We start from the raw sequence: 24483 nt of genomic DNA, 5'->3' as shown, positions 1-24483 counted from the left end.
CCGGGGCGGTCACCACGGCCGCGCCCGGTGGACGCGGCGGGGTGACCCGGTCCACCGTCAGGCCGTACCGCTGTCCGAGTCAGCTGCCGTGACCTCGGTCGAGATCCCCAGCACCCGCACGCCGTGGGTCTCGGCCGCGGCCAGCGCGTCGGCCAGCACGTCGCCGGCCGCCGCCGTCGCGCCGGCCACGTCCGCGGCGTCGACCGTCATCCGGACCTCGATCCGGCCGCCGGTGAGGCTGCCGCCGACCTGTGGCTCGCCCGCCCCGGCGTCCAGCAGCGCGTCCACCAGGGCGTCGGTCCAGCGGTCGATGACGTGCAGGCCGGCGCTGGCCAGCCGGACGGTCGCGGTGACCGGATGCGGCACCCGCTCGCCGTCCCGCAGCGCCCAGGCCAGCACCGCCCGCCGAACCGGGTCCGGGAGCAACAGCAGCTGCGGCTCGGCCTCGACCCAGCCCGGCTCCTTGGTCCGCCGGGCCTGGGCGTCGTGGTCGCGGTCGATCGGGTCGGCCAGGTCCGGGCCGGCCCCACCGGCGCCCTTGATCGCCACCCAGTAGAGGTGGTCGCGGCCGTCCTCGCGCAGCCGGAACACCAGCTCGACCGCCATCCGCTCCCGGTCCAGGGTGGCGACGCACTCGTCCTGGCGGTCGTTGAGCATCGCCATCCACCGGTCGGCCTCGGCCGACGCCCCGGGCAGCACCGTGCCCCGGGACAGCTCCAGCACGAGCCCGTCCGGGATGCTGGCCGGCCGGGTCACGGCGCGAGCAGGGCGGCCGGGTGGTCGGCCAGCAGGTCGGCCAGCCGGACCGCGCCCTCGTACGACCGGCCGGTCAACAGGTCGGTGACCGCGGGCAGCGTCAGCGTGGTGTCCCGCCAGCCGCCGGCGGCGGCCAGGCCGACCGGCAGCCGGGTGCCGACGGTGATCGCGCCGCCCCGGTCGTAGGCGACCGCGTGCTCGGCGGCCGGGCCGGTCGCGGTGACGGGGGAGTAGGCGGTGAACAGCCCCGGCCGGTCCCGCTTGAGCCGCAGCGCCCGGGAGACCACGAGCAGCTTGGCCGCGCCGGCGGCGTCGTCCCAGGCCGGCCGCCAGCCGTCGTCGAGCCGGGCCAGCAGGGCCGACCGCAGCTCGAAGTCGACCGGCCGCCGGTTGTCCGGGTCGACCAGCGACAGGTCCCAGAGCTCGCAGCCCTGGTACGTGTCCGGCACCCCCGGCATGGTCAGCTGCAGCAGCGTCGCGGTCAGCGCGTTCGACCAGCCCGGCCCGGCGATCCGATCCACGAACGCGGCCACGTCGTCGTGCAGCTCGCCCGGTCGCAGCGCGGCGTCCGCGGCCGCGTGCATCGCCTGCTCGAACGCCGGCGCCGGGTCGTCCCAGCTGGTGCGGGTCCGCGCCTCCCGCATCGCCTTCTCCAGGTAGCCGTGCAGCCGGTCGCCCTCGATCGGCCAGGCCCCGACCAGCGACTGCCAGAGCAGGTGGCCGAGCGCGCCGTCCGGTGTGGGCGCGAGCGACGACCACCGGTCCACGGCCGCGGCCCAGTCCTCCGGCAGCTCCGCGAGCACCGCGAGCCGGGCCCGCAGGTCGCCCGAACGCTTGGTGTCGTGGGTGGACAGCGCGGTCATCCCGGCCGGGTGCCGGTCCTGCCGGTGGGCCAGCGCCGCGTGGAAGGCCGGCAGCGGCAGCCCGAACCGGTCCGGGTCGCCGCCGACCTCGTTCAGGGCCAGGAACCGGGTCCACCGGTAGTACGCGGTGTCCTCGACCCCCTTGGCCATCACCGCGCCCGAGGTCTGCTGGAACCGGATCGCCAGCGGGTCCTCGGCCACCCCGAGCCGGGCCGCGAGGACGCCGAGGTCCAGATCGGGCCGCCGGGCCTGGGCGGCCTCGACGGCGACAACCAGCTGTGAGATCCCCACCGGCAGGTACGAGCGGTAGACCGGGAAGCAGGCCAGCAGCTCGGCCAGCGCCTCCTGGGCGTACGGCACCTCGGGGACCAGCGTGGCCAGCCGGCGGACCTCGGCCCGCAGCATCCCGGTGGCCACGTCCAGCTTGCAGTCGTGCACCAGCTCCGGCCAGGACGTGGCGGTTCCGGTCAGCCGGGTGTCCAGCGCGGTGAACGCGGCCGTGCCGGCCGGGTCCACCAGCACGCCGTCGACCTCGGCCATCGGGTCGTACCCGCTGGTCCCGGCGACGGGCCAGTCCGGCAGCTCCTCGCCGGGCTCGAGGATCTTCTCGACCACGGTCCAGAGCCCGTTCGAGGTCTGCCAGAGCCGCTCCAGGTAGCCGGCCGGGTCGGCTAGCCCGTCCGGGTGGTCGATCCGCAGGCCCGTGACGTCGCCGAAGGCGACCCAGCGCAGGATCTCGGCGTGGGTGGCGTCGAAGACCGCCGGATCCTCCACCCGCAGCCCGGCCAGGTCGCTGATCGCGAAGAACCGCCGGTAGTTCTGCTCGGTCGCGGCCCGGCGCCAGGACACCAGCTCGTAGTGCTGGTGGTCGTGCACCTTGACCGGGTCGTCCAGGGCCTCGGTGCCGGGCGCGAGCGGGAAGCGCTTGTCGTAGTAGCGCAGCTCGCCGGCGGTGACCCGCAGCGCCGCGAGCTCGTCCGGCCCGTCGCCGAGCACCGGCAGCAGCAGCCGGCCCCGCGACCAGTCGATGTCGAACCACCGGCCGTACGCGGACTGCGGGCCGAGCCGGAGCACGTCCCACCAGGCCGCGTTCTCGGCCGGCACCGCGACGCCCATGTGGTTGGGCACCAGGTCCAGCACCAGCGACAGCCCGTGCTCGCGCAGCGCCTCGGCCAGCACGAGCCGGCCCTCCTCGCCGCCGCGCTGCGGGTCGGCGGTGCGGTGGTCGGTGACGTCGTAGCCGTGCATCGAGCCGGTGGTCGCGGTCAGCAGCGGCGACGCGTACAGATGGGTGACGCCGAGGCGGGCCAGGTAGCCGGCCAGGCCGGCGGTCGCGTGCAGGTCGAAGTCTGGCGACACCTGGACCCGGTACGTCGAGACCGGGACCGGCGGCACGTCAGGTCACCCGCCGCAGCACGGCCAGCGACCGCGCCTCCACCGTCAGCACGCTCTGCGCGGCGGCCGGCGCCGGCTCGGCCAGCTGCGGGGTCGCGGTGTCCAGCACCAGCTCCCACTTCGAGCCGTACTCCGAGGGCGGCAGGGTGAAGTCGATCGACCCGTCGTGCGCGTTGAAGATCATGATGAACGAGTCGTCGGTGACCCGCTCGCCGCGCTGGTTGCGGTCGGAGATGCCGTCGCCGTTGAGGAAGACCGCGACCGACTTGCCGAAGCCGGCCTCCCAGTCCTCCTCGGTCATCTCCCGGGAGTCGGGGGTGAACCAGGCGATGTCCGGCAGCGGCGCGCCGGCCCCGCGCCGGACCGGGCGGCCGTTGAAGAACCGGCGGCGGCGGAAGACCGGGTGGTCGTGCCGCAGCTGCGCGACCTGGGTGGTGAACTGCACCAGCCCGTCGTCGACCTGGGACCAGTCCAGCCAGGTGATGTCGTTGTCCTGGCAGTAGCCGTTGTTGTTGCCGCGCTGGGTCCGGCCGGTCTCGTCGCCGTGCAGCAGCATCGGAACGCCCTGGGACAGGAACACGGTGGCCAGGAAGTTGCGCCGCTGCTGGGCCCGCAGCTCCAGGATCTCCAGGTCGTCGGTGTCGCCCTCGACCCCGCAGTTCCAGGACCGGTTGTGGGACTCGCCGTCCCGGTTGCCCTCGCCGTTGGCCTCGTTGTGCTTCTCGTTGTACGAGACCAGGTCGCGCAGCGTGAAGCCGTCGTGCGCGGTGACGAAGTTGATGCTCGCGACCGGGCGCCGGCTGGAGTGCTCGTACAGGTCGGGGGAGCCGGTGATGCGGCCGGCGAACTCGCCCAGGGTGGCCGGCTCACCCCGCCAGAAGTCCCGGACGGTGTCCCGGTACTTGCCGTTCCACTCGGTCCACTGGGGCGGGAAGTTGCCGACCTGGTAGCCGCCGGGGCCGACGTCCCAGGGCTCGGCGATGAGCTTGACCTGGGAGACCGTCGGGTCCTGCTGGACCAGGTCGAAGAACGCGGACAGCCGGTCCACGTCGTAGAACTCGCGGGCCAGCGTGGAGGCCAGGTCGAAGCGGAAGCCGTCGACGTGCATCTCCAGCACCCAGTAGCGCAGCGAGTCCATGATCAGCTGCAGCGTGTGCGGGTGCCGGACGTTGAGCGTGTTCCCGGTGCCGGTGTAGTCCATGTAGTACTCGGGCTGGCCGTCGACCAGCCGGTAGTACGCGCCGTTGTCGATGCCGCGCATGGACAGCGTCGGGCCGAAGTGGTTGCCCTCCGCGGTGTGGTTGTAGACCACGTCGAGGATGACCTCGATGCCGGCCTCGTGCAGGTCCCGGACCATGCCCTTGAACTCCATGACCTGCTGCCCGGCCGTGCCGGAGGAGGAGTAGGCGGCGTCCGGGGCGAAGAAGCCGATCGTGTTGTAGCCCCAGTAGTTGCGCAGCCCGCGCTGGCGCAGCGAGTGGTCGTGGATGAACTGGTGCACCGGCATCAGCTCGATCGCGGTCACGCCGAGCTCCTGCAGGTGCTCGATCATCGAGGGGTGGGACACCCCCGCGTACGTCCCGCGCATCTCCAGCGGCACGTTCTTGTTCAGGAACGTCAGGCCCTTGACGTGGGCCTCGTAGATCACCGTCTCGTTGTACGGCCGGTTCGGCGGCCGGTCGGTGCCCCAGTTGAAGTACGGGTTGACCACGACCGCCTTCGGCAGGAACGGCGCCGAGTCCTCGTCGTTGTGCTTGTCCTGGAACTCGAAGTCGTAGGCGAACAGCGACGGGTGCCAGTCGACCTTGCCGTCGATGGCCTTCGCGTACGGATCCAGCAGCAGCTTGCGCGGGTTGCAGCGCAGGCCGGCATTCGGGTCGTACGGGCCGTGCACGCGGTAGCCGTACCGCTGGCCGGGGCCGACGTTGGGCAGGTAGCCGTGCCAGACGAACCCGTCGACCTCGGGCAGGGAGAGCTTGGTCTCCCGGCCGGCGTCGTCGAACAGGCACAGCTCGACCTTCTGCGCGACCTCGGAGAAGAGCGAGAAGTTGGTGCCCATCCCGTCGTACGTCGCGCCCAGCGGGTACGACGACCCGGGCCACACCTGCATTACGCTCCTCCGATCCGACCCCGGAGTCCTTCCCGGGAAGCTCGAACCTAATGCACGGCCGCCGGGCCGCCTGTCGAGCGTTTCGCGCCGGCCGAGCCGGTGTGGCGCCGGTCACCTGACAGGTGTCATGGCCGAGTCCGTACGGACGGAACTGCCGGGATCGGGCCGCGGGCGCGACGCTCTGTCCATGCCTGAGACGAGCCTCACCGCCGGACTGCGGATCCGCGGCCTCACCAAGTCCTACGGCCCGGTGCCGGCCGTCGCCGGCGTCGACCTCGACATCGTCGCGGGGGAGACGGTCGCGCTGCTCGGCCCGAACGGGGCCGGCAAGTCGACCACGATCGACATGCTGCTCGGCCTGACCCGCCCGGACACCGGCGAGGTCAGCGTGTTCGGCCGCAGCCCGGAGCTGGCGGTCAAGGCCGGGCTGGTCGGCGCGATGCTGCAGAGCGGCGGGCTGATCTCCGAGATCAGCGTGCGCGAGCTGCTGACGCTGGCCGCCTCGCTCTACCCGCAGCCGATGCCGGTGGCCGAGGTGCTCGACCGGGCCGACCTCACCGAGCTGGCCGACCGGCGGACGACCAAGCTGTCCGGCGGGCAGACGCAGCGGGTGCGGTTCGCGCTCGCGCTGGTGCCGAACCCGGAGCTGCTGGTCCTGGACGAGCCGACCGCCGCGATGGACGTGGAGAGCCGGCGCCGGTTCTGGGCCTCGATGCGGGAGCTCACCGCGGCCGGCCGCACGGTCCTGTTCGCCACCCACTACCTGGAGGAAGCCGACCAGTACGCCGACCGGGTCGTGCTGATGGCCGCGGGCAAGGTCGTCGCCGACGGGCCGGCCACCGCGATCAAGGCCGTGGTCGGCGGCCGCACCATCCGGGTCACGCTGCCCGGCGCCTGCGCCGCCACGCTGGAGACGCTGCCCGGCGTCACCGCGGTCGAGCTGCACGGCGACATCGCCCGGCTGGCCTGCTCCGACTCCGACGCCGCGCTGCGCGCGCTGCTGTCCTCCGAACCCGCCGCCCGCGACGTCGAGGTCGGCGGCGCCGACCTCGAGGACGCCTTCGTCGCCCTCACCTCGACCGGAGCCTCCGCATGAACACCGTCTACCTGCGTACCGAGGTGCGCCGCACGCTGCGCGCCCCCCGCTACTTCGTCTTCGTCATCGGCATGCCGGTCGGCCTGTTCCTGCTCTTCGCCTCCCTGTACGGGACCGGCACCCAGGACGGCATCAGCGGCAAGGCCTGGCTGATGGCGAGCATGTCCGTGTTCGGCGCGATGGGCGCCGCGGTCTCCATCGGGGGCCGGATCGCCGGCGAGCGGCAGACCGGCTGGACCCGGCAGCTGCGGCTGAGCCCGATGCCGGGCTGGGCGTACGTGGCCTCCAAGGCGGTCACCGCGCTGCTCGTCGCGATCCCGGCGCTGGCCCTGGTCTACGGCGTCGGCGCGCTGACCGAGGGGGTCCGGCTGCCGGCCCGGATGTGGGCCGAGGCCGCCGGGTGGTCGCTGCTCGCGCTGGCGCCGTTCGTGGCGCTGGGCATCTGGCTCGGGCACCGGCTGACCATCGACGTGCTCGGCCCGCTGTCCGGGGCACTGTTCACCGTGCTCGGCATCCTCGGCGGGATCTGGTTCCCGATCGACCAGCTGCCCTCGGCGCTGCAGTCCTTCGCCAGGGCGCTGCCCTCGTACTGGCTGGCGCAGGCGGGCCGGGAGCCGCTGGCCGGCAGCTGGATCGGCTGGCACGGGGTCGCCATCCTGGCCGTCTGGACCGCGGTGTTCGCGCTGCTCGCGGCGCGTGCCTACCGGCGCGACACGGCCCGGAACTAGGGTCTTGCGGTGGCTTCGGGAGCGGCGGGTCCGGGACCCGGCTGGGGCTTCGGCTTCCGGCCGGGTGCCGGCATCGCGCTCGGCCCGATCGGCGCGCGGCTGAACGGGCGGGGCCGCTGGCGGGTCTTCTCCGGCGTCTGGCTGCTCTACCTGCTGCCCGGGTTCCAGAGCGCCTGGACCGAGCACACCGGGGTGGATCGCGCGCTGCGGCTGATCCTGCTGCTGGCGTTCTGCTACGTCTACATCGACCTGGTCGCCCGGGCCCTGACCATGCGGCCGGCCTGGCTGCGGTGGGCGGCGCCGACCCTGCTCGCGCTGCTCGCGCTGGCCCTGGCCGCCCTGGTCGGCCCGGACGCGCTGGGCGCGGTCGTGTACGTCGCGGTCACCGTCGTGGTGCTCTACCCGTTCCGGCTCGGGCTCCCGATCGCGATCGCCGGCACCCTGCTGGTCGGGCTCTCCGCCCGGCTCGTGCCGTCCTGGGACGGCACCGACACCTGGGCGGTGGCCGGATCGGTCGCGCTCGGCTCGCTGGCGGCGTTCGGGTTCCAGGCCCTGATCCGGCGGACCTGGGAGCTGCGGGCGGCCCAGCAGGAGGTCTCCCGGCTGGCCGCCGACCGGGAGCGGATGCGGATCGCCCGGGACCTGCACGACCTGCTCGGCCACTCGCTCACCGCCGCCTCGGTCAAGGCGCAGCTGGCCGGGCGGCTGGTCGGGCGGGACGATGCGCGGGCCGCGGCGGAGATCCGCGACGTCGAGCGGCTGACCCGGCAGGTGCTGGCCGACGTCCGGGCCGCCGTGGCCGGGTACCGCGAGGTCTCGCTGGCCGTCGAGCTGGCCACCGCCCGCGAGGTGCTGTCCGCGGCCGGCATCGCCGCCGACCTGCCCGGCGCGGTCGACGAGGTGCCGGGGTCGCTGCGGGAGCTGTTCGGCTGGGCCGTACGGGAAGGCATCACCAACGCGGTCCGGCACTCGGAGGCTTCCCGGGTCCGGATCCGGGTGACGGCGACGGACGTCGAGGTGGTCGACGACGGCCGCGGGGTCCGCGCGGCCGGGCCGCCCGCCGGCAGCGGGCTGGCCGGGCTGGCCGAGCGGGCCGCGGCAGCCGGCGGGACGGTCGAGTCCGGTCCCTTGCCGGGCGGCGGGTTCCGGCTCCGCCTCGCCGTACCGGCCGATCCGCCTCCATCACCCACCCCGGCCGCCACCCCTGCCACCCCGGTCGGCTGGGAGGCGGGATGATCAAGGTGTTGCTGGCGGACGACCAGAGCATGGTCCGCGGCGCGCTGGCCGCGCTGCTCTCGCTGGAGCCGGACCTGGAGGTCGTCGCCGAGGTCGGCCGGGGCGACGAGGTCGTCGCGGCGGCCCGGTCCAGCGCGGCCGAGGTCGCGCTGCTGGACGTGGAGATGCCCGGCCTGGACGGCATCGCCGCCGCGGCCGCGCTGCGCGCCGAGGTCCCCGCGGTCCGGGTCGCGATCCTCACCACGTTCGGCCGGCCCGGCTACCTGCGCCGGGCGATGGAGGCCGGCGTGCTCGGGTTCGTGGTCAAGGACGCCCCCGCCGACGAGCTGGCCGACGCGATCCGGCGGGTCGCCGCGGGCCTGCGCGTCGTCGACCCGGCGCTGGCCGCCGCCACCCTGGCCGGCGGCGCCAGCCCGCTCACCGGCCGCGAACGCGACGTCCTGGTCGCGGCCCGCGACGGCGCCACCGTCGCCGACATCGCCGGCCGCCTGTTCCTCTCCGAGGGCACCGTCCGCAACTACCTGTCCGCCGCCATCACCAAGACCGGCACCCGCAACCGGGTAGAAGCCCTCCGCACCGCCGAATCCAACGGCTGGCTCTGACCCGGGCAAGAGCCGCTCTCCGTACCATGGCATCATCCGTGACATATCGGACGGCCGACGGCCGTGCCGCTTCGTGGACGAGTCGCATCGGAGCTCGTACCTCCTGGTGGCGAGCTGGTCCCGCCTTCGGACGTGGCCGGCGTCCGGAGCCGGCCGCGGGCTCTCCCGCGGCTCACTTCCCCGGCCTACTGGTCGGGACGCACAGGTCGTACACCCCAGGATCAGCGGGGGCGGAGGCCGAGGGCTCGGAGTTCGAGTTCGGCGAGGGCGGTGGCGGCGTCCTCGTCGCCGGCCCGCCAGCGGGTGATGGTCGCCTCGGGCAGCGCGGCCAGCTCCCGGGTGTGCCGCCGTACGACGGCCCGGGTCGCGAAGACCTCCAGCGCGTCCGGCCCGGACAGCAGCCGCCGGGCCGCGCCGGCCTCCCGGGACCAGCGCACCCGGCCCGGCAGCCAGAGCGCGACCACGATCCCGGCCGCCAGCAGCAGGATCAGGGCCGGTACGAAGAACGCCAGCTGGTGCACCGCGTCCTGCTGGTTGCGCCCCGCGTCGGCGAGCGAGTCGCCCGCGCCGCCGGCCCGCCGCAGCGCCCCGGCCACGTCGTCGCCGACCACCGGCAGCCCGCCGACCTTGTCCCCGGCGTCGTTCAGCGACCCGGAGAACGAGGTGCCGGCCTTCTCCAGCGTCACCCCGGGCGCGGCCAGCTCGAGCAGCCGGTCGTGCAGCTGCACCGCGAGCCAGATCCAGAGCGCCACCCACCCCAGCACGAGCAGGTCCCCGACCACCTGACGCGAGAACCGCCCGGTCGTGTCCGCGTACAGCTTCATGTCGACGACCTGCCCCACCGACGCCGGGGGTACGCGTGGGCCGGTGATCTTCCGGGCAGACCGTGCGCATGCGGCGTCTCCCGATCGGGTCGTCGATCGGGTCGGTCGCGGGTCTGGTCTTCGTGCTCGCGAACGCCGGCGGCCTGCCCGCCGCCGCGGTGATCCGGGTCGCCGGCCTGGTGGCCCTCGTGCTCGTGCTCGTCCTGCTGCTGCGCCGGCCCGTCGCCGCGCCGCCGCGTCCCGGCCGCGCCGCCCTGCGGACGTACGGGCTCTGCGTGGTCGGCGAGGTCGTCGCGATCCCGGTCGGCGCGCTGGTGGTCCGGAGCCTGGGCGGGCCCTCCGAGCTGGTCGTGGTCTGGGTCGTGTTCGTGGTCGGGGTGCACTTTCTGCCGTTCGCGCGGGCGTTCGGGCTGCCGGTGTTCGGCCTGCTGGCCTGGACCCTCATCGGGCTGGCCGTGGTCGGCGGCGCCCTGACGCTGGCCGCGGACGCGGCCGCGGGACGGTGGACCGCGGTGGCCGCCGGGTTCGTCCTGCTCGGCTTCGCCGCGGCCGGCCCGCGGCCGGCCGGTCCGGGAGCCGGGGTCGCCTGACCGTCCGGGAAGAAACTGTCGGACCCCGTGCTTATGGTTCGGCTATGCGCGCCACCACCGACATCGTCCCGACCCAGGGCGTCTTCAAGGTCGTCAGCGACTTCGAGCCCTCGGGCGACCAGCCGGCGGCCATCGACTCGCTGGAGAAGCGGGTCCGGGCCGGCGAGCGCGACACGGTGCTGCTCGGCGCGACCGGCACCGGCAAGTCCGCGACGACGGCCTGGCTGATCGAGCGACTGCAACGGCCGACCCTGGTGATGGCGCCGAACAAGACGCTCGCCGCGCAGCTGGCCAACGAGTTCCGCGAGCTGCTGCCGAACAACGCGGTGGAGTATTTCGTCTCCTACTACGACTACTACCAGCCCGAGGCGTACGTGCCCCAGACGGACACGTACATCGAGAAGGACTCGTCGGTCAACGACGAGGTAGAGCGGCTGCGGCACTCGGCGACGATGTCCCTGCTCACCCGCCGGGACGTGGTCGTGGTCGCGACCGTCTCCTGCATCTACGGCCTCGGCACCCCGCAGGAGTACGTGGACCGGTGCGTCCGGCTGTCCGTCGGCCAGACCATCGAGCGGGACACGATCCTGCGCCAGCTCGTGACCGAGCAGTACACGCGCAACGACCTGTCCTTCACCCGCGGCACGTTCCGGGTCCGCGGCGACACCGTCGAGATCTTCCCGGTCTACGAGGAGCTCGCCGTCCGGGTCGAGATGTTCGGCGACGACATCGAGCGGCTCTATTACCTGCACCCGCTGACCGGCGAGGTCATCCGCGAGGTCGAGGAGGTCTTCGTCTTCCCCGCCTCGCACTACGTGGCCGGCCCGGAGCGCATGGAGCGGGCGATCACCCGTATCGAGAACGAGCTGACCGAGCGGCTGGCCGAGCTGGACAAGCAGAACAAGCTGCTGGAGGCCCAGCGGCTGCGCATGCGCACGACGTACGACATCGAGATGATGCGCCAGGTCGGCTTCTGCTCCGGCATCGAGAACTACTCGCGGCACATCGACGGCCGGTCCCAGGGTGAGCCGTCCTTCACCCTGCTCGACTACTTCCCCGACGACTTCCTCATGGTCATCGACGAGTCCCACACCACCGTCCCGCAGATCGGCGGGATGTACGAGGGGGACGCCTCGCGCAAGCGGATGCTCGTCGACCACGGCTTCCGGCTGCCCTCGGCCATGGACAACCGCCCGCTGAAGTGGGAGGAGTTCGTCGAGCGGATCGGGCAGACGGTCTACCTCTCCGCCACCCCGGGTCCGTACGAGCTGGGTCGCACCGACAACGACTACGTCGAGCAGGTCATCCGGCCGACCGGCCTGGTCGACCCCGAGGTCGTGGTCAAGCCGACCAAGGGCCAGATCGACGACCTGGTGCACGAGATCCGGACGCGCGCGGAGAAGGACGAGCGGGTCCTCGTCACCACGCTGACCAAGAAGATGTCCGAGGACCTCACCGACTACCTGCTCGAGCTGGGCATCCGGGTGCGCTACCTGCACTCCGAGGTGGACACGCTGCGCCGGGTGGAGCTGCTGCGGGAGCTGCGGCAGGGCGAGTTCGACGTGCTGGTCGGCATCAACCTGCTGCGCGAGGGTCTCGACCTCCCCGAGGTCTCGCTGGTCTCGATCCTGGACGCGGACAAGGAGGGCTTCCTGCGCTCCGGCACCTCGCTGATCCAGACCATCGGCCGGGCCGCCCGCAACGTCTCCGGCCAGGTCCACATGTACGCGGACAAGATCACGCCGTCGATGGCGAAGGCGATCGACGAGACCAACCGGCGCCGCGTGAAGCAGATCGCGTACAACGTCGAGCGCGGGGTGGACCCGCAGCCGCTGCGGAAGAGGATCGTCGACATCCTCGACGGGATCTACCGCGACGCCGAGGAGACCGAGCAGGAGCTGGTCGGCGGGTCCGGCCGGCAGCAGTCCCGGGGCAAGGCGCCGGTGCCGGGGCTCTCGTCGCGGGCGACGAAGAAGAGCGGGGCCGGGGCGCACGCGAAGGACCTGGCCGGGATGCCGCGGGCCGAGCTGGCCGACCTCATCCAGCAGCTCAACGACCAGATGCTGGCCGCGGCCCGGGAGCTGCAGTTCGAGCTCGCCGCCCGCCTCCGCGACGAGATCGGCGAGCTGAAGAAGGAACTCCGCGGGATGGACGCCGCCGGGGTGCGCTGATCACTGCACGCAGAACTCGTTCTGCTCGGGGTCGAGCATGACGGTGAAGACGCCGCCGCCCTCGTGGATCGTCTCGACCTCGGTGGCACCGAGGGCGACCAGCTCGGCGACCTTGGCGGCGATGGTCGCCTCCCGCTCGCCGGCCGGCGTCGAGCGGTCGGTGACCTCGACGTCGAGGTGCCACCGGTTCTTGACCGTCTTCGGCTCCGGCACGGTCTGGAAGAACAGCCGCGGGCCGATGCCCGCCGGGTCGACCAGCGCCCCGTGCCACTGCGAGCGCGGAATCGCGTACGCCTCCGCGTACGCCGCCCAGGACTCGTGACCGGGCGGCGGCGGCTCCTGGACGTACCCGAGCGCCTGCTCCCAGAACGCCAGCGCCGTCGGCACGTCCGCGCAGTCTGCAGTGATCTGGATCTTCGTACGCATATCAGCACCGTAAACACGAGGTGTGACAAATCCCTCGCGGCAGTCGGGTGGTTTCCCCCTACCCGACTGGCCCACCTGCGCATACATGCGGGATAGTGGGGAGAGTCGGAGGGGAGTATCCCTGCGCGGCGGCGCCGTCATCACGGTCCGAAAGACCCGGTGCCGCCGGTCGCCACAAGCGGCGGGAGAGACCTCCGGGCTGGACCCTTGTCGTCCGTCCGGAGGAGGCCCGTGAACGTACCCCTGTGGCTCTGGTTCGCCACGATCGCCGGGATCCTCGTGCTGCTGGCGGCCGACCTGTTCATCGTCGACCACAACCCGCACACGATTCGGGTCGCCGAGGCCGCGAAGTGGGTGGTCTTCTACGTCACCTGCGCGATCCTCTTCGGCATCGGGATCCTGATCTTCTCCGGCGGGACGTACGCGGGGGAGTACTTCGCCGGCTACATCACCGAGTACAGCCTGTCCGTCGACAACCTGTTCGTGTTCGTCATCATCATGACGACCTTCGGCGTACCCGCGATCCACCAGCACAAGGTGCTGCTGTTCGGGATCCTCGCCGCGCTGGTCCTGCGGGGCCTGTTCATCGCCGCCGGGGCCGCGGTGATCGAGCGGTTCGAGTGGGTGTTCTTCCTCTTCGGCGCGTTCCTGCTCTACACCGGCTACCGGCTGGCGTTCCGGCGGGAGAGCGACGAGGAGGAGGAGTACAAGGAGAACGTGGCGCTGCGGGTGCTGCGGCGGTTCCTGCCGGTCAGCGCGGAGTACCACGGGTCCGCGGTGCTCACCCGGATCGGCGGGAAGCGGTTCGTCACCCCGATGCTGGTGGTGATGCTCGCGATCGGCACCACCGACCTGCTGTTCGCGCTCGACTCGATCCCGGCGATCTTCGGGCTGACCAAGGAACCGTTCCTGGTCTTCTCGTCCAACGCGTTCGCGCTGATGGGGTTGCGCCAGCTCTACTTCCTGCTCGGCGGCCTGCTCAACCGGCTGGTCTACCTGGACACCGGGCTCGCGGTGATCCTCGGCTTCATCGGGCTCAAGCTGATCTCCGAGGCCGCGCACGGGCAGGGCGTCTCGTGGGCGCCGGAGATCGGCATCGTCCTCTCGCTGGTGGTGATCGTGCTGGTGCTCGGCATCACCACCGCGCTCAGCCTGCTCAAGGTCCGGCGGGATCCGTCCGCCGCGCTGCACATGCCGAAGGCGGCGCCATCCCGGGCGCCCGAGGCGCCGGACGCGGCGGACTCCGGGAACGACTCCGCGCCCGAGGAGTCGTCCTCCTCCACCCCGGCCGGATCCACCCCGGCCGCGCGTCCGCCGGCCCGGCGGTCCCCGCCCCGCTCGGACCCGCCCCGCCCGGACCCGCCCCGCTCGGACCCGAACCTCCGCACCACCCGGCCCGACCTGCTGCCGCGCCCCGGCGCCGCCCGCCCGCACCGCACCGCCGGCGCCACCCGCGGCGACCTCCCCGCCGAAGGCCCCAGCTAGCCGCCCGCGGCGCGCGGGCCGAGTCCGCGCCGCGCTCTCCCGCCGCTCGGCGGATCACGTCCGCGGCCGGGACCTGCGTCCGCAGCTCGGCCGGACGCCTGCGCGCAGGGATTCGCAGGACGCCCGCGGTCGGCGGGCCGGACGCCCGCGGCCCGGCGGGCCGGACGCCCGCGGTCGGCGGCCCGGACGCCCGCGGCCCGGCAGGCCGGAAGCCCGCGGCCGGACGCCCGCGGCCGGCAGGCCAGACGTCCGCGGCCGGACGCCCGCGGCCGGCAGGCCGGACGCCCGCGGTCCGGCGGGCCGGTCATGGTGTTCCGGAGACGAGGGTGCCGTCCTGGTAGACGGCGCGGATCCGGTCGCCGAGCGTGCCGACCTCGAGCGCGTCGCCGTCGACCACGACCAGGTCGGCCCGCTGCCCGGGCGCGATCGTGCCCCGGTCGTCGGCCACGTCCAGCAGCTCGGTCGCGGACTGGGTCGCCGCGTGCAGCGCCTGCGCCGGCGTCATCCCGCAGTCGACCAGCAGCTGCAGCTCGGTGAGGTTGTGACCGTGCGGCCCGACCCCGGAGTCGGTCCCCATCGCCACCGTCACCCCGGCCGCGATCGCCCGCCGTACGGACGTCGTGTGCTCCTCCAGCACCATCCGCGCCTTGGCCAGCACGGCGTCCGGGTACTGCACCCCGGACGCGGCCATGTCCAGCACCGCCCGCGGCGCCGCCAGCGTCGGCACCAGCCAGGTACCCCAGTCGAGCATCATCTCGATCGCCTCGTCGTCGAGGTAGATCCCGTGCTCGATCGACCGGACCCCGTTGCGTACGGCGGTCTTGATCCCCTCGGTCGCCTGCGCGTGCGCCATGACCGTGATCCCGGCGGCCTCGGCCTCGTGCACCATCATCGCCACCTCCTCGTCCCGGAAGTGGCCGTGCCGCGGGTCGTCCCGGGCCGAGAGCACGCCGCCGCTGGTGGCGACCTTGATCACGTCCGCCCCGGCCCGGACCAGGGCCCGGACGCATCTGCGGATCTCTTCCGGCCCGTCGACGACCGTGTTCGGCCGGCCCGGGTGCGGCTGGACCAGCGGCACCGAGCAGCCCGAGGGGTACCAGCCGTCACCGTGCCCGCCGGTCTGGCTGAGCATGCTCACCGCGATGAGCACCCGCGGCCCGGGCACGAGCCCGGCCGCGACCGCCTCCTTGACCCCGAGGTCGGCCCCGCCGGCGTCGCGGACGGTGGTGATGCCGAGGTCGAGCGTGGCCCGCAGGTTCCGGACCGCCTCGAAATACGGGTACGAGAACGGTGTCTGCAGCGTCTTCATCGGATGGGCCCCGCTGAAGAGCAGATGCACGTGGCAGTCGACCAGGCCGGGCAGCAGCGTCGTGCCGGTGCAGTCGACCAGCTCGTCGCCGTCGAGCCCGGGCCCGACGTCGACGATCCGGCCGTCCTCCACCACGACGTCCGCACCGGCGGGCGGCGACCCGGTGCCGTCGAAGACCTGACCGTGGGCGAAGAGGGTGCGCACGGCAGGCATCTCACCATGATTGGATCTGCCTGTGGTGCTGGAGATCGCGGTTCTGGAGATCACGCCCGGCTCGGAGGATGCCTTCGAGCAGGCGTACGCGTCGGTGAAGCACGAGGTGGCGGACACGCCCGGGTGCCTGAGCATGCGGCTGGTGCGCGGGATCGAGTCGCCGAGCCGGTTCACGCTGATGGTGGAGTGGGAGTCGGTCGAGGCGCACGAGCAGAACTTCCGCGCCTCCGAGCGGTTCCCGCGCTGGCGGGCCGGCATCGGGCCGCACTTCGCCCAGCCGCCCGCGGTGGAGCACTACAGCGACATCGGCTGACGGGAAGGCCGTTCGCCCGCGGTTGTACGGTCGGATCGTGAAGCCTGCCGACCTCGCCCTGCTCCGGCTGCCCGGCGCGCCGACCCTCTCCCCGGACGGGACGCGGGCTGTGCTCGCCGTGACCCGGGCCGACCTCGACGCCGACGACTACCGATCCCAGCTCTGGCTGGTCGACACGACCGGCGCGACCCCGCCGCGGCGGCTGACCGAGGGCCCGAAGGACAGCTCCCCGGTCTGGTCGCCGGACGGCCGCTGGATCGCGTTCCTGCGGGCCGGCGAGGAGGGCAAGCCGCAGCTGCACCTGCTGCCGGCCGAGCTCGGCGACGCCCGCCCGGTCACCACCGACGAGCACCACCCGCTCGGCGCCGGCGCGCCGCGGTGGAGCCCGGACTCGACCCGGCTGGCGTACTCGGCCCGCGTCCCGGAGCAGGGTCGGTACGGGACCGACAAGGACCGCGGCCCCGAGAAGGAGCCGCCGCGCCGCATCACCCGGCTGCGGGCGAAGGAGGACGGCATCGGCTGGCTGCTGGACCGGCAGCCGCACGTGTTCGTGCTCGACCCGTTCGCGGACGAACCGGCGCCGGTGCAGGTGACCGACGGCGAGTGCGAGGACACGCACGTCGGCTGGGCGCCGGACGGCGGCCTGCTGTTCTCCAGCGACCGCGACACACCCGTGGACACCAACCTGCACTGGGATGTGTACGGCTGTGCAGCCGACGGCTCCGGCCTGCGCAAGCTGACCCGCGGCGGCCAGGACGCCGGCTGCCCGGTCGCCTCCGCCGACGGCGGCACCGTCTACTTCCTGGCCACCACCGACCTCGGCCCGACCGGCAGCGACTTCATCGGCCGCCACGGCGCGGTCTGGTCGGTCCCGGCCGACGGCTCGGCCGCGCCGACCCGGCTCACCGGCCCGGAGACCGACCTCCAGCCGAGCGGCGGCGGCGACCAGCTGCTGCGCGACGGCGACTCCCTGCTCGCGCTGACCCGCAACCGCGGGGCTCAGGAGCTGGTCCGGGTCCCACTGGCCGGTGGCGAGCCGGAGGTCGTCTTCGGCGGCGCCGTCACCGGCACGGCCGCCGCGATCGCCGGCGGGACGATCGTGGTCACCGCGGCCGAGGCGACCAGCGCCGGCGAGCTCCACAAGGTCGGCCGGGACGAGCCGCTGACCGCATTCGGGGCCGAGCTCACCGCCGCCGCGAACCTGCGCCCGCTGCGGGAGCTGACCACCACCGCGCCGGACGACTACCCCGTGCACGGCTGGCTGGTGCACCCCGACCCCGAGCGGTACCCGGGCCGGCGCCCGGTGCTGCTGGCCATCCACGGCGGCCCGCACGCGCAGTACGGCTACACGCTCTTCGACGAGGCCCAGGTCTACGCGGACGCCGGCTACCTGGTCGTGCTCGGCAACCCCCGCGGCGCGGCCGGCTACGGCGAGGACCACGCCCGCGCGATCCGGCACCGGATGGGCACCGTCGACGCCGACGACCTGCTCGCGCTGCTGGACGCGGCGCTCACCGACGAGGCCGCGGACCCGTCCAAGGTCGGCGTCATGGGCGGGTCGTACGGCGGGTTCATGACCAGCTGGCTGATCGGCCACGTCGGCGAGCGGTTCAGGGCCGCGATCGTGGAGCGGGCCGTCACCGCCTGGGACTCGTTCCTGGGCTCCAGCGACATCGGCTTCACCTTCGCCCCCGAGTACGTCGGGACCGACCCGGCCGCGATCGCCGAGCAGAGCCCGCTGACGTACGCGGACAAGATCGACATGCCGGTGCTGATCATCCACTCCGAGCACGACTGGCGGTGCCCGGTCGAGCAGGGCCAGCGACTGTACGTGGCGCTGCGGATGCGCGGAGTCCCGGCCGAGCTGCTGTTGTTCCCGGGGGAGGGGCACGAGCTGAGCCGGTCCGGGCTGCCCAGTCATCGGCTGGCCCGCTTCGACGCCGTGCTCGACTGGTGGTCCCGGTACCTGTCCTGACATGATCAACTCGACGTGCAGGCCGGGCTGAGGGAGGGACGACGTGTTCTCCGCCGAGACGCGCCGCCAGGCAGCGGCCTTCGACGCCATCGGGGAGCGGTACGACGACGTCTTCCCGCACAAGTCGGGGCAGATCATCGCCACCCAGTGGGTGATCGACCGGCTCAGGCCCGGGGCCCGGGTGCTCGACCTCGGCTGCGGTACCGGCGTCCCGACCGCGGGCATGCTGGCCGAGACCGGCCTGGAGGTGGTCGGCGTCGACGTCTCCACCGAGATGCTGGCGCTGGCCCGGCGCAACGTGCCGACCGGCCGGTTCGTGGCCATGGACGTGCTCGACCTGGACGACTCGCTCGGCCGGTTCGACGCGGTCTGCGCGTTCTTCTCGCTGCTCATGCTGCGGCGGGAGGGCATCCCGCGGGTGCTGCGCCGGGTCCGGTCGGTGCTGCAGCCCGGCGGCGTGGTCGCGATCGGGATGGTCGAGGGCGACTTCGACTACGCGCCGCTGCCGTTCCTGGGGCAGGAGCTGTCGGTCACCGCGTACCCGCAGGCGGACCTGGAGGGGGCGGTCCGGGCCGAGGGGCTGCACGTGCTCGAGGTCGACGTCGAGGAGTTCGAACCCGCCTCCGCCGAACTCCCCGCCGAACGCCAGGTCTTCCTCTACTGCTCCGCGCCGTAGTCCTCCCTACGTTCAGGTGCTGAGGGCGGATACCGCCGATGTGGTAGGCGGGAACGGGCACAGGGCGCATGATCGGGTCGTTGGACCTGGTGACGGATTACCTCGTTACAGCCGGAGCCCCGATGAGCGACGCACTCCCGGAACCCGTACCGGAGCAACCCCTGCCCGCCCACCTGCTGCGGGTCGGCGACGCCGAGCGCCAGACGGCCGTCGGCGCGTTGGGCGAGCACTTCGCCGCCGGCCGGCTCGACCAGGACGAGTACGACACCCGCGTGCAGGCGGCGTACGCGTCCCGGACCCGGGTCGACCTGCACGGCCTGTTCGGCGACCTGCCGGAGCCGGCCCCGTTCCGGCCGAGCCTGGCCCAGCCCCATCTGCCCTCGGGCTGGTACGACGGGCGGGTGGCGCGGGAACGGCCGCGGCGCTCCGGCGTCGGCATGGCGCCGGTCTTCCTGCTGGTCATCGTGGTGGCGATCGTGGCCAGCGCGCTGCTGCGCTTCCCGATCTTCCCGTTCGTGCTGCTGTTCTGGTTCGGGCTGGGCCGGCGGGCGTGGGGGCACGGTCCGCGCCGGGGGCCGCGCGACTGGCGCTGACCACCGCTCTACGGTGGCCGCATGGACGGCGGGCTGGTCGAGCGGGCGCTCGCGTTGTCCCGGTCCGGGCGGGCCCTGCTCGGGATCGCCGGGGCGCCCGGGGCCGGGAAGTCGACGCTCGCGGCCGAGCTCGTCGCCGCGGTCGGGCCGGCCGCGGCCTGGGTGCCGATGGACGGGTTCCACCTCGCCGACGCGGCGCTGGACCGGCTCGGGCTCCGGTCGCGCAAGGGGGCGCCGGAGACGTTCGACGGCTGGGGCTACCTCGCGCTGCTGCGGCGGCTCGCCGCCGAGACCGGGCACCCGGTCTACGCGCCGGACTTCGAGCGGGATCTGGAGCAGCCGATCGCCGGCGCCCTCGCGGTCGACCCGGCCGTCCGGCTGATCGTCACCGAGGGCAACTACCTGCTGGTCGACGAGGAGCCGTGGACGCAGGTCCGACAGGCGCTGACCGAGGTCTGGTACGTCGAGACCGCCGAGCCCGTACGGCTGGAGCGGCTGGTGGCCCGGCACGTCGCCTTCGGCAAGGAGCCGGCCGCGGCCCGGGCCTGGATCGACTCGGTGGACGGGCCGAACGCCCGCCTGGTCACCCGCGGCCGCGCCGCCGCCGACCTGATCGTCCCGCGCTGATCAGCGCCTGCATTCCAGGGTGACGTTCTGGTCGCTGATGCCGAGCTGGCTGCCGGACGCGCACCCGTTGCCGCTGAAGGTGATCTCGCCGATCCCGCCGACCATCTCGGCCTTCGCGATCGCGTACCCGGCCGCGGGCAGCTGCTGCCGCCAGTAGTCGTAGCCGGCCTTGCCCTCGCCGACGGTGAGGGTCGTGGTGGTCGAGCCGCCGGCCAGCGAGACCGGGCCGACCTTGGTGCCGGGCGGGATCGGGAAGCCGGCCGGCAGCAGGCCGGCCTCGCCGGCGCCGGCCGCGGGCGGGCTGGTGATCGCGCCGCCGGGCACGCCCGCCGTCCGCGTCGGCGCCACCGTGGTGGGCACGGCCGCGGTCGGGCCGGCCGGCGGGGGAGCGGCGGTCGTGCTGCCGCCGTCGCCGCAGCCGGCCAGCAGGGCCGCGGCCACGGCGAGGCCGGCCAGCGCGGCCGGACGGACGAGACGCGGGGAGTCCACGGCGTCCATCCAACCCGGTCCGGCGACCGTCGGGACCGCCGGGGTCCCGGCGTCGGACGGCCGGATCGGAGACGAGGACAGGTCCGGCGACCGCCGGGGTCCCGGCGGTCCCGACGGCCGGATCGGAGACGAGGACAGGTCCGGCGAGGCCCCTATCCCCAGGTATCAGGCGCGGCGGCAGAGGAAGGCGACGTGCTCCCCGCTGACAGTGATGTCGCTGCCCGCGATGCAGCCCTTGCCGGTGAACTTGATCTCGCCGAACGCCTTCGACACGGTCGAGCCGAGGAACTTGTAGCCCGCGGCCGGCAGCTGCGTCTTCCAGAAGGCCGCGGCCCGGTCGCCGTCCGGAACCTCCAGCGGAGCGGTGATGTCGCTGGAGCGGACCGCGATCCGGCCGAGCGTGGTGCCCTCCGGCAGCGGGAAGCCGGGCGGCAGCGAGCCGAGGCCGCTGTTGCCGTTCGGGGTCGGCAGCGCGCTGTCGTCGGAGCCCTTCCCGCCACTGGCGCCGCCCTTGTCGTCGCCGGTGGCCCCGGCGGCGGAGGTGGCGGAGGCGCCCGCGGACGGGGCGTTCGACGGCGCGACCGAGACCGCGGGCCGGGGCGAGTTCAGCGAGGAGGCGGTCGGCAGCGTCGGGCTCTGCGGAGCGGCGTTCGGGTTGCCACCGCCTCCGCACCCGGAGACGGCGATTCCGGCGGCGGCGAGCACGGCGACCAGGGCAGCAGTTCGGGGCGTCATCGTCAGAGTCCTCAGCAAGTCGGAAGCTCCCCATTAGTACGGGAAGAGCCGCAGCGATGCGCTCCCTAAAAGTTGGGGGCCGCGGTTTCCGCGAACCCGGTTGCCGCCCTGGCTAGCGTCGCGTAGTGGACATCGACTTCCCGCCCGCCGACGACGTCGAGGCCGTGATCGCGCTGGTCCGGGACGAGGAATGGCCCTTCCACCCGGGCGGCGGGGACGCCGTCCGGTGGGCCGGCCCGGGCATCCGGACCTTCTGGGTGACTGCCGGCGGCGCCCGCACCGGCGTGCTGCGGCTGTACGACCTCGACGGCGGGCCGATGTTCGACCTGCGGCTGCGGGCGGCGTACCGGGGGAAGGGGATCGGGACGGCCGCGGTGCGCTGGCTGACCGACTGGGTCTTCGCCGCGCTGCCGGCGGAGAACCGCATCGAGGCGACCACCCGGGCGGACAACGAGGCGATGCAGCGGGTGCTGACCCGCTGCGGCTACACCCAGGAGGCCCGCTACCGGCAGGGCTGGCCGGTGCCGGGCGGGCCGCCGATGGACGCCCTCGGCTACGCCATCCTTCGCGGCGACCCCCGCCCGGTCCAGCCCGAGGGCACCCGAACGGGCGGTTGACGGAGGCCATCCGCGTGCCCGACCCTCGACTGGGAACGTTCCCAGTCCGTCCCAGTCCCTGGTGAGCCCGCACTGCGGGCCGGCGGCGCCAGGCAGCGTCAGGAGACCCTGCCATGCCGCTCGTTCACCGGCGAACGCCGCTCGCGATCCTCGCCGCCCTGTTGCTGCTGGTCGCGTACCTCGCGGTGACCCCGGGGCGGTCCGCCGCCGCCGGCGCGCTGCTGTCCCAGGGCAAGGCCGCGACCGCCTCGTCCGCCGAGAACGCGACGTTCCCGGCGAGCGCCGCGGTCGACGGCAACACCGGCACCCGCTGGGCCAGCGCGTTCGCCGACCCGCAGTGGGTGCAGGTCGACCTGGGCGCGACCGCGACGATCGACCAGGTCACGCTGAACTGGGAGGCCGCGTTCGCGCGCTCGTTCCAGATTCAGGTCGCCTCGTCGGCCACCGGCCCGTTCACGACGATCTTCTCCACCACCACCGGGGGCGGCGGCATCCAGACCCTGGCCGTGAGCGGGACCGGCCGGTTCGTCCGGATGAACGGGACCGCGCGCGGGACCGCGTTCGGCTACTCGCTCTGGGAGTTCCAGGTCTTCGGCACGCCCGCGGCGGCGGCCTGCGGCACGGCCAACGCGGCGCTCGGGCACCCGGCCACCGCGTCGACCGTGGAGAACGCGACGTTCCCCGCGAGCGCGGCCTTCGACGGCAACGGCACCACCCGCTGGTCCTCCGCGTTCGGCGACCCGCAGTGGGTGCAGGTCGACCTGGGCGCGACCGCGACCGTCTGCGGGGTGACGCTCACCTGGGAGGCCGCGTTCGCCCGGTCGTTCCAGATCCAGGTCGCGCCCGCCGCGACCGGTCCGTTCACGACGATCTTCTCCACCACCACCGGGGCCGGCGGGACGCAGACGCTGACCGTCAACGGCAGCGGCCGGTTCGTCCGGATGAACGGCACCGCGCGCGGGACCGCCTTCGGCTACTCGCTGTTCGAGATGGCCGTCCGGACGACCGGGGCGGTGACGCCGCCGCCGCCGCCCCCGCCGCCGCCGTCGGACGCGTTCTGGGGTGACCTCACGACCATCCCGCCGGCCGCGAACGTGCTGACGGTCAAGGTCCTCAACCGCACCAACGGCGCGTTCCCCGACAGCCAGGTGTTCTGGACGTTCAACGGGCAGACCCACTCGATCGCCGAGCAGCCCTTCCTCGACATGCCGGCGAACTCGGCCGGGCGGATGGTCTTCCACCTCGGCAGCGCGACGAGCCAGTTCACCGACTTCATCGAGTTCACCGTCGGGCCGGACGTGTTCAACGGCAACACCACCCGGGTCGACGGGTTCGGCCTGAAGCTGGCGATGCGGCTGCGCTCGCACGACGGCTCGGACCAGCAGGTCGGGGAGGACCAGGCGACGTTCGCGCAGAGCCGGGCCGCGACGTTCCAGCAGTTCGTCAACGAGGTGCCGCCGGAGTTCGACGTGCTGGCCCAGGGCGCCGGCCAGGTCCGCATCCCCTCGCCCGGCAACGACCCCTCGTTCCGGGCCGGCGGGGTCAACGCGAACTACTTCACCTCGTACGCGTCGGCGAACGGCGTCAACGCGCCGACCTCCGACATCTTCGGCTGCGCCGGCATCCTGGCCCAGGACCCGAACCGCTGCGCGGCGCTGAACCGGCACGTGATCCAGCTGCCGCAGGCGCAGTGGAACACCCCGTCGCTCTACTACGGGGCCTCGCCGGCCAACTGGTACGCCAAGTTCTGGCACGACCACGCGATCAACCACCTGGCCTACGGCTTCCCCTACGACGACGTCGCGGGCCAGTCCTCGTTCATCTCCCACGGTGACCCGCAGTACCTGCTGGTCGCCGTCGGCTGGTGACCTGAGACGGCTCCAAGAAAGACGACCGTAACCCTCGCCAACCCAACGGGGTCGTACGGGTGGGTCTGTACGACCCCGGTAAAGGAGTACACGTGTTGTTCGAACGGCAAGACAGGCAGGTCCGCACCTCATCGGTACGCCGGTTCAGAGTGGGAGCCGGTGCCCTCGTCCTGGCCATCGGCGTGATCGCGCCGGTGGCCATGCAGACCGGAGCCTCGGCGGGCGTCGCGAGGCCCGCCGCGGTGCCGGCCCCGCCCGCCGGTTTCACCACCACGTGGAGCGATGACTTCACGGGTGGGAGCGGCACCGGCCTGAACACCGGGACCTGGAAGTACGACACCGGGCCCGGCAGCAGCTTCGGCACCGGTGAGATCGAGACGATGACCGACTCCACGTCGAACGTCTTCCAGGACGGCAACGGCCACCTCGTCCTGCGCGCCAACCACGACGGCTCCGACCCGAAGACGGGCTGGACATCGGGCCGGGTCGAGACCCAGGCGGCCACCTTCGGCGCACCGGCCGGCGGTGTGGTCGAGATGGTGTCGTCCATCCAGCAGCCCGATGTCAGCACGGCCAACGGCGCCGGCTACTGGCCCGCCTTCTGGATGCTGGGCTCCACCCTGCGCACCGGCACCACCTGGCCGACCTCCGGCGAGGTCGACATCCTGGAGGACATCAACGGCCGGAGCTCGGTCTTCGGCACCCTGCACTGCGGCACCAACCCCGGCGGCCCGTGCAACGAGTCGACCGGCATCGGCAGCGGCGAGCGCGCGTGCGCCGGCTGCC

The 24483-nt window shown here is 73.4% G+C and carries 23 protein-coding genes; 15 read left to right on the top strand and 8 right to left on the bottom strand.

The features are described from left to right. Window positions 1-57 precede the first annotated feature (57 nt). Genes VGP36_11110 through glgX form a run of 3 tightly spaced genes read right to left on the bottom strand, consistent with a single transcriptional unit; the run spans window position 58 to window position 5124 of the window. Complete coding sequence (locus VGP36_11110) at window positions 58-756, bottom strand: DUF6176 family protein (protein ID HEV7655260.1); 699 nt, start codon at window positions 754-756, stop codon at window positions 58-60. Next, complete coding sequence (treY, locus tag VGP36_11105; protein ID HEV7655259.1) at window positions 753-3014, bottom strand: malto-oligosyltrehalose synthase; 2262 nt, start codon at window positions 3012-3014, stop codon at window positions 753-755. The genes VGP36_11110 and treY overlap by 4 nt, the downstream gene beginning before the upstream one ends. Window position 3015: 1 nt before the next feature. After that, a complete protein-coding gene (gene glgX / locus VGP36_11100; protein HEV7655258.1) occupies window positions 3016-5124 on the bottom strand; it encodes a glycogen debranching protein GlgX in 2109 nt (702 codons plus the stop codon). Window positions 5125-5311: 187 nt separating this feature from the next. On the opposite strand from glgX, the gene VGP36_11095 reads away from it, so the two are divergent. The 4 genes from VGP36_11095 to VGP36_11080 are packed head-to-tail and all read left to right on the top strand — an operon-like array spanning window position 5312 to window position 8786. After that, window positions 5312-6220, top strand: a complete 909-nt coding sequence (locus VGP36_11095) for an ABC transporter ATP-binding protein (GenBank protein HEV7655257.1) — start codon at window positions 5312-5314, stop codon at window positions 6218-6220. Next, window positions 6217-6948, top strand: coding sequence for an ABC transporter permease (locus VGP36_11090; GenBank protein ID HEV7655256.1), 732 nt, complete (start codon window positions 6217-6219; stop codon window positions 6946-6948). The genes VGP36_11095 and VGP36_11090 overlap by 4 nt, the downstream gene beginning before the upstream one ends. A 9-nt stretch (window positions 6949-6957) precedes the next feature. Beyond that, window positions 6958-8184 carry a histidine kinase gene (locus tag VGP36_11085; protein ID HEV7655255.1) on the top strand — a complete coding sequence of 409 codons (1227 nt, stop codon included), beginning with the start codon at window positions 6958-6960 and terminating at the stop codon, window positions 8182-8184. Continuing rightward, window positions 8181-8786: a response regulator transcription factor gene (locus VGP36_11080; GenBank protein ID HEV7655254.1), complete on the top strand. Its 606-nt coding sequence runs from the start codon at window positions 8181-8183 to the stop codon at window positions 8784-8786. The genes VGP36_11085 and VGP36_11080 overlap by 4 nt, the downstream gene beginning before the upstream one ends. Window positions 8787-9007: 221 nt before the next feature. On the opposite strand, the gene VGP36_11075 is transcribed toward VGP36_11080, so the two are convergent. Then, window positions 9008-9610 (bottom strand): hypothetical protein, encoded by a 603-nt coding sequence (locus VGP36_11075; protein ID HEV7655253.1) that lies wholly within the window; start codon window positions 9608-9610, stop codon window positions 9008-9010. 68 nt (window positions 9611-9678) lie between these two features. Between VGP36_11075 and VGP36_11070 the strand changes: the two genes are divergently transcribed. Together VGP36_11070 and uvrB are read left to right on the top strand one after the other, a co-directional pair. After that, a complete protein-coding gene (locus VGP36_11070) occupies window positions 9679-10200 on the top strand; it encodes a hypothetical protein (GenBank protein HEV7655252.1) in 522 nt (173 codons plus the stop codon). A 44-nt stretch (window positions 10201-10244) separates the two neighbouring features. Continuing rightward, window positions 10245-12371 carry an excinuclease ABC subunit UvrB gene (gene uvrB, locus VGP36_11065; protein ID HEV7655251.1) on the top strand — a complete coding sequence of 709 codons (2127 nt, stop codon included), beginning with the start codon at window positions 10245-10247 and terminating at the stop codon, window positions 12369-12371. On the opposite strand, the gene VGP36_11060 is transcribed toward uvrB, so the two are convergent. Then, window positions 12372-12797 carry a VOC family protein gene (locus VGP36_11060; GenBank protein HEV7655250.1) on the bottom strand — a complete coding sequence of 142 codons (426 nt, stop codon included), beginning with the start codon at window positions 12795-12797 and terminating at the stop codon, window positions 12372-12374. Between the two features lie 231 nt (window positions 12798-13028). Here VGP36_11060 and VGP36_11055 point away from each other — a divergent pair, with 231 nt between their 5' ends. After that, window positions 13029-14282: a TerC family protein gene (locus VGP36_11055; GenBank protein ID HEV7655249.1), complete on the top strand. Its 1254-nt coding sequence runs from the start codon at window positions 13029-13031 to the stop codon at window positions 14280-14282. Window positions 14283-14586: 304 nt separating this feature from the next. On the opposite strand, the gene VGP36_11050 is transcribed toward VGP36_11055, so the two are convergent. After that, complete coding sequence (locus VGP36_11050; protein HEV7655248.1) at window positions 14587-15795, bottom strand: amidohydrolase family protein; 1209 nt, start codon at window positions 15793-15795, stop codon at window positions 14587-14589. A 19-nt stretch (window positions 15796-15814) separates the two neighbouring features. On the opposite strand from VGP36_11050, the gene VGP36_11045 reads away from it, so the two are divergent. From VGP36_11045 to VGP36_11025, 5 genes are all read left to right on the top strand, one after another. Further along, on the top strand, window positions 15815-16117 hold the full coding sequence (locus VGP36_11045; GenBank protein HEV7655247.1) for an antibiotic biosynthesis monooxygenase family protein: 303 nt from the start codon (window positions 15815-15817) through the stop codon (window positions 16115-16117). A gap of 37 nt (window positions 16118-16154) precedes the next feature. Next, entirely contained in the window at window positions 16155-18092 is a 1938-nt protein-coding gene (locus VGP36_11040) for a S9 family peptidase (protein ID HEV7655246.1), read from the top strand. Window positions 18093-18135: 43 nt separating this feature from the next. After that, window positions 18136-18768, top strand: a complete 633-nt coding sequence (locus tag VGP36_11035) for a class I SAM-dependent methyltransferase (GenBank protein ID HEV7655245.1) — start codon at window positions 18136-18138, stop codon at window positions 18766-18768. Window positions 18769-18890: 122 nt separating this feature from the next. Beyond that, a complete protein-coding gene (locus tag VGP36_11030; protein ID HEV7655244.1) occupies window positions 18891-19361 on the top strand; it encodes a DUF1707 domain-containing protein in 471 nt (156 codons plus the stop codon). A gap of 21 nt (window positions 19362-19382) precedes the next feature. After that, window positions 19383-19988: a nucleoside/nucleotide kinase family protein gene (locus tag VGP36_11025; protein ID HEV7655243.1), complete on the top strand. Its 606-nt coding sequence runs from the start codon at window positions 19383-19385 to the stop codon at window positions 19986-19988. Here VGP36_11025 and VGP36_11020 read toward each other — a convergent pair whose 3' ends face one another. Further along, window positions 19989-20477: a hypothetical protein gene (locus VGP36_11020; GenBank protein ID HEV7655242.1), complete on the bottom strand. Its 489-nt coding sequence runs from the start codon at window positions 20475-20477 to the stop codon at window positions 19989-19991. A 165-nt stretch (window positions 20478-20642) separates the two neighbouring features. Further along, on the bottom strand, window positions 20643-21212 hold the full coding sequence (locus tag VGP36_11015) for a hypothetical protein (GenBank protein HEV7655241.1): 570 nt from the start codon (window positions 21210-21212) through the stop codon (window positions 20643-20645). A gap of 125 nt (window positions 21213-21337) precedes the next feature. Between VGP36_11015 and VGP36_11010 the strand changes: the two genes are divergently transcribed. The 3 genes from VGP36_11010 to VGP36_11000 all read left to right on the top strand — a co-directional run. Beyond that, on the top strand, window positions 21338-21829 hold the full coding sequence (locus VGP36_11010) for a GNAT family protein (protein ID HEV7655240.1): 492 nt from the start codon (window positions 21338-21340) through the stop codon (window positions 21827-21829). A gap of 113 nt (window positions 21830-21942) precedes the next feature. Continuing rightward, on the top strand, window positions 21943-23697 hold the full coding sequence (locus tag VGP36_11005; GenBank protein ID HEV7655239.1) for a discoidin domain-containing protein: 1755 nt from the start codon (window positions 21943-21945) through the stop codon (window positions 23695-23697). Between the two features lie 149 nt (window positions 23698-23846). Further along, window positions 23847-24483: hypothetical protein (locus tag VGP36_11000; protein HEV7655238.1), on the top strand; the 637-nt coding region annotated here is incomplete at its 3' end.

This window comes from Mycobacteriales bacterium (genome assembly GCA_035995165.1).
Classification (GTDB): domain Bacteria; phylum Actinomycetota; class Actinomycetes; order Mycobacteriales; family CADCTP01; genus CADCTP01.
This window is presented reverse-complemented; position numbering and strand designations above follow the sequence as displayed.

What these genes read in the sequence shown, in the direction of transcription:
- VGP36_11075 (HEV7655253.1), bottom strand. Translation starts at nt 9,610, where the DNA reads ATGAAGCTGTACGCGGACACGACCGGGCGGTTCTCGCGTCAGGTGGTC.
- VGP36_11095 (HEV7655257.1), top strand. Translation starts at nt 5,312, where the DNA reads ATGCCTGAGACGAGCCTCACCGCCGGACTGCGGATCCGCGGCCTCACC.
- VGP36_11030 (HEV7655244.1), top strand. Translation starts at nt 18,891, where the DNA reads ATGAGCGACGCACTCCCGGAACCCGTACCGGAGCAACCCCTGCCCGCC.
- glgX (HEV7655258.1), bottom strand. Translation starts at nt 5,124, where the DNA reads ATGCAGGTGTGGCCCGGGTCGTCGTACCCGCTGGGCGCGACGTACGAC.
- VGP36_11070 (HEV7655252.1), top strand. Translation starts at nt 9,679, where the DNA reads ATGCGGCGTCTCCCGATCGGGTCGTCGATCGGGTCGGTCGCGGGTCTG.
- VGP36_11015 (HEV7655241.1), bottom strand. Translation starts at nt 21,212, where the DNA reads ATGACGCCCCGAACTGCTGCCCTGGTCGCCGTGCTCGCCGCCGCCGGA.
- VGP36_11025 (HEV7655243.1), top strand. Translation starts at nt 19,383, where the DNA reads ATGGACGGCGGGCTGGTCGAGCGGGCGCTCGCGTTGTCCCGGTCCGGG.
- VGP36_11005 (HEV7655239.1), top strand. Translation starts at nt 21,943, where the DNA reads ATGCCGCTCGTTCACCGGCGAACGCCGCTCGCGATCCTCGCCGCCCTG.
- VGP36_11060 (HEV7655250.1), bottom strand. Translation starts at nt 12,797, where the DNA reads ATGCGTACGAAGATCCAGATCACTGCAGACTGCGCGGACGTGCCGACG.
- VGP36_11080 (HEV7655254.1), top strand. Translation starts at nt 8,181, where the DNA reads ATGATCAAGGTGTTGCTGGCGGACGACCAGAGCATGGTCCGCGGCGCG.
- uvrB (HEV7655251.1), top strand. Translation starts at nt 10,245, where the DNA reads ATGCGCGCCACCACCGACATCGTCCCGACCCAGGGCGTCTTCAAGGTC.
- VGP36_11090 (HEV7655256.1), top strand. Translation starts at nt 6,217, where the DNA reads ATGAACACCGTCTACCTGCGTACCGAGGTGCGCCGCACGCTGCGCGCC.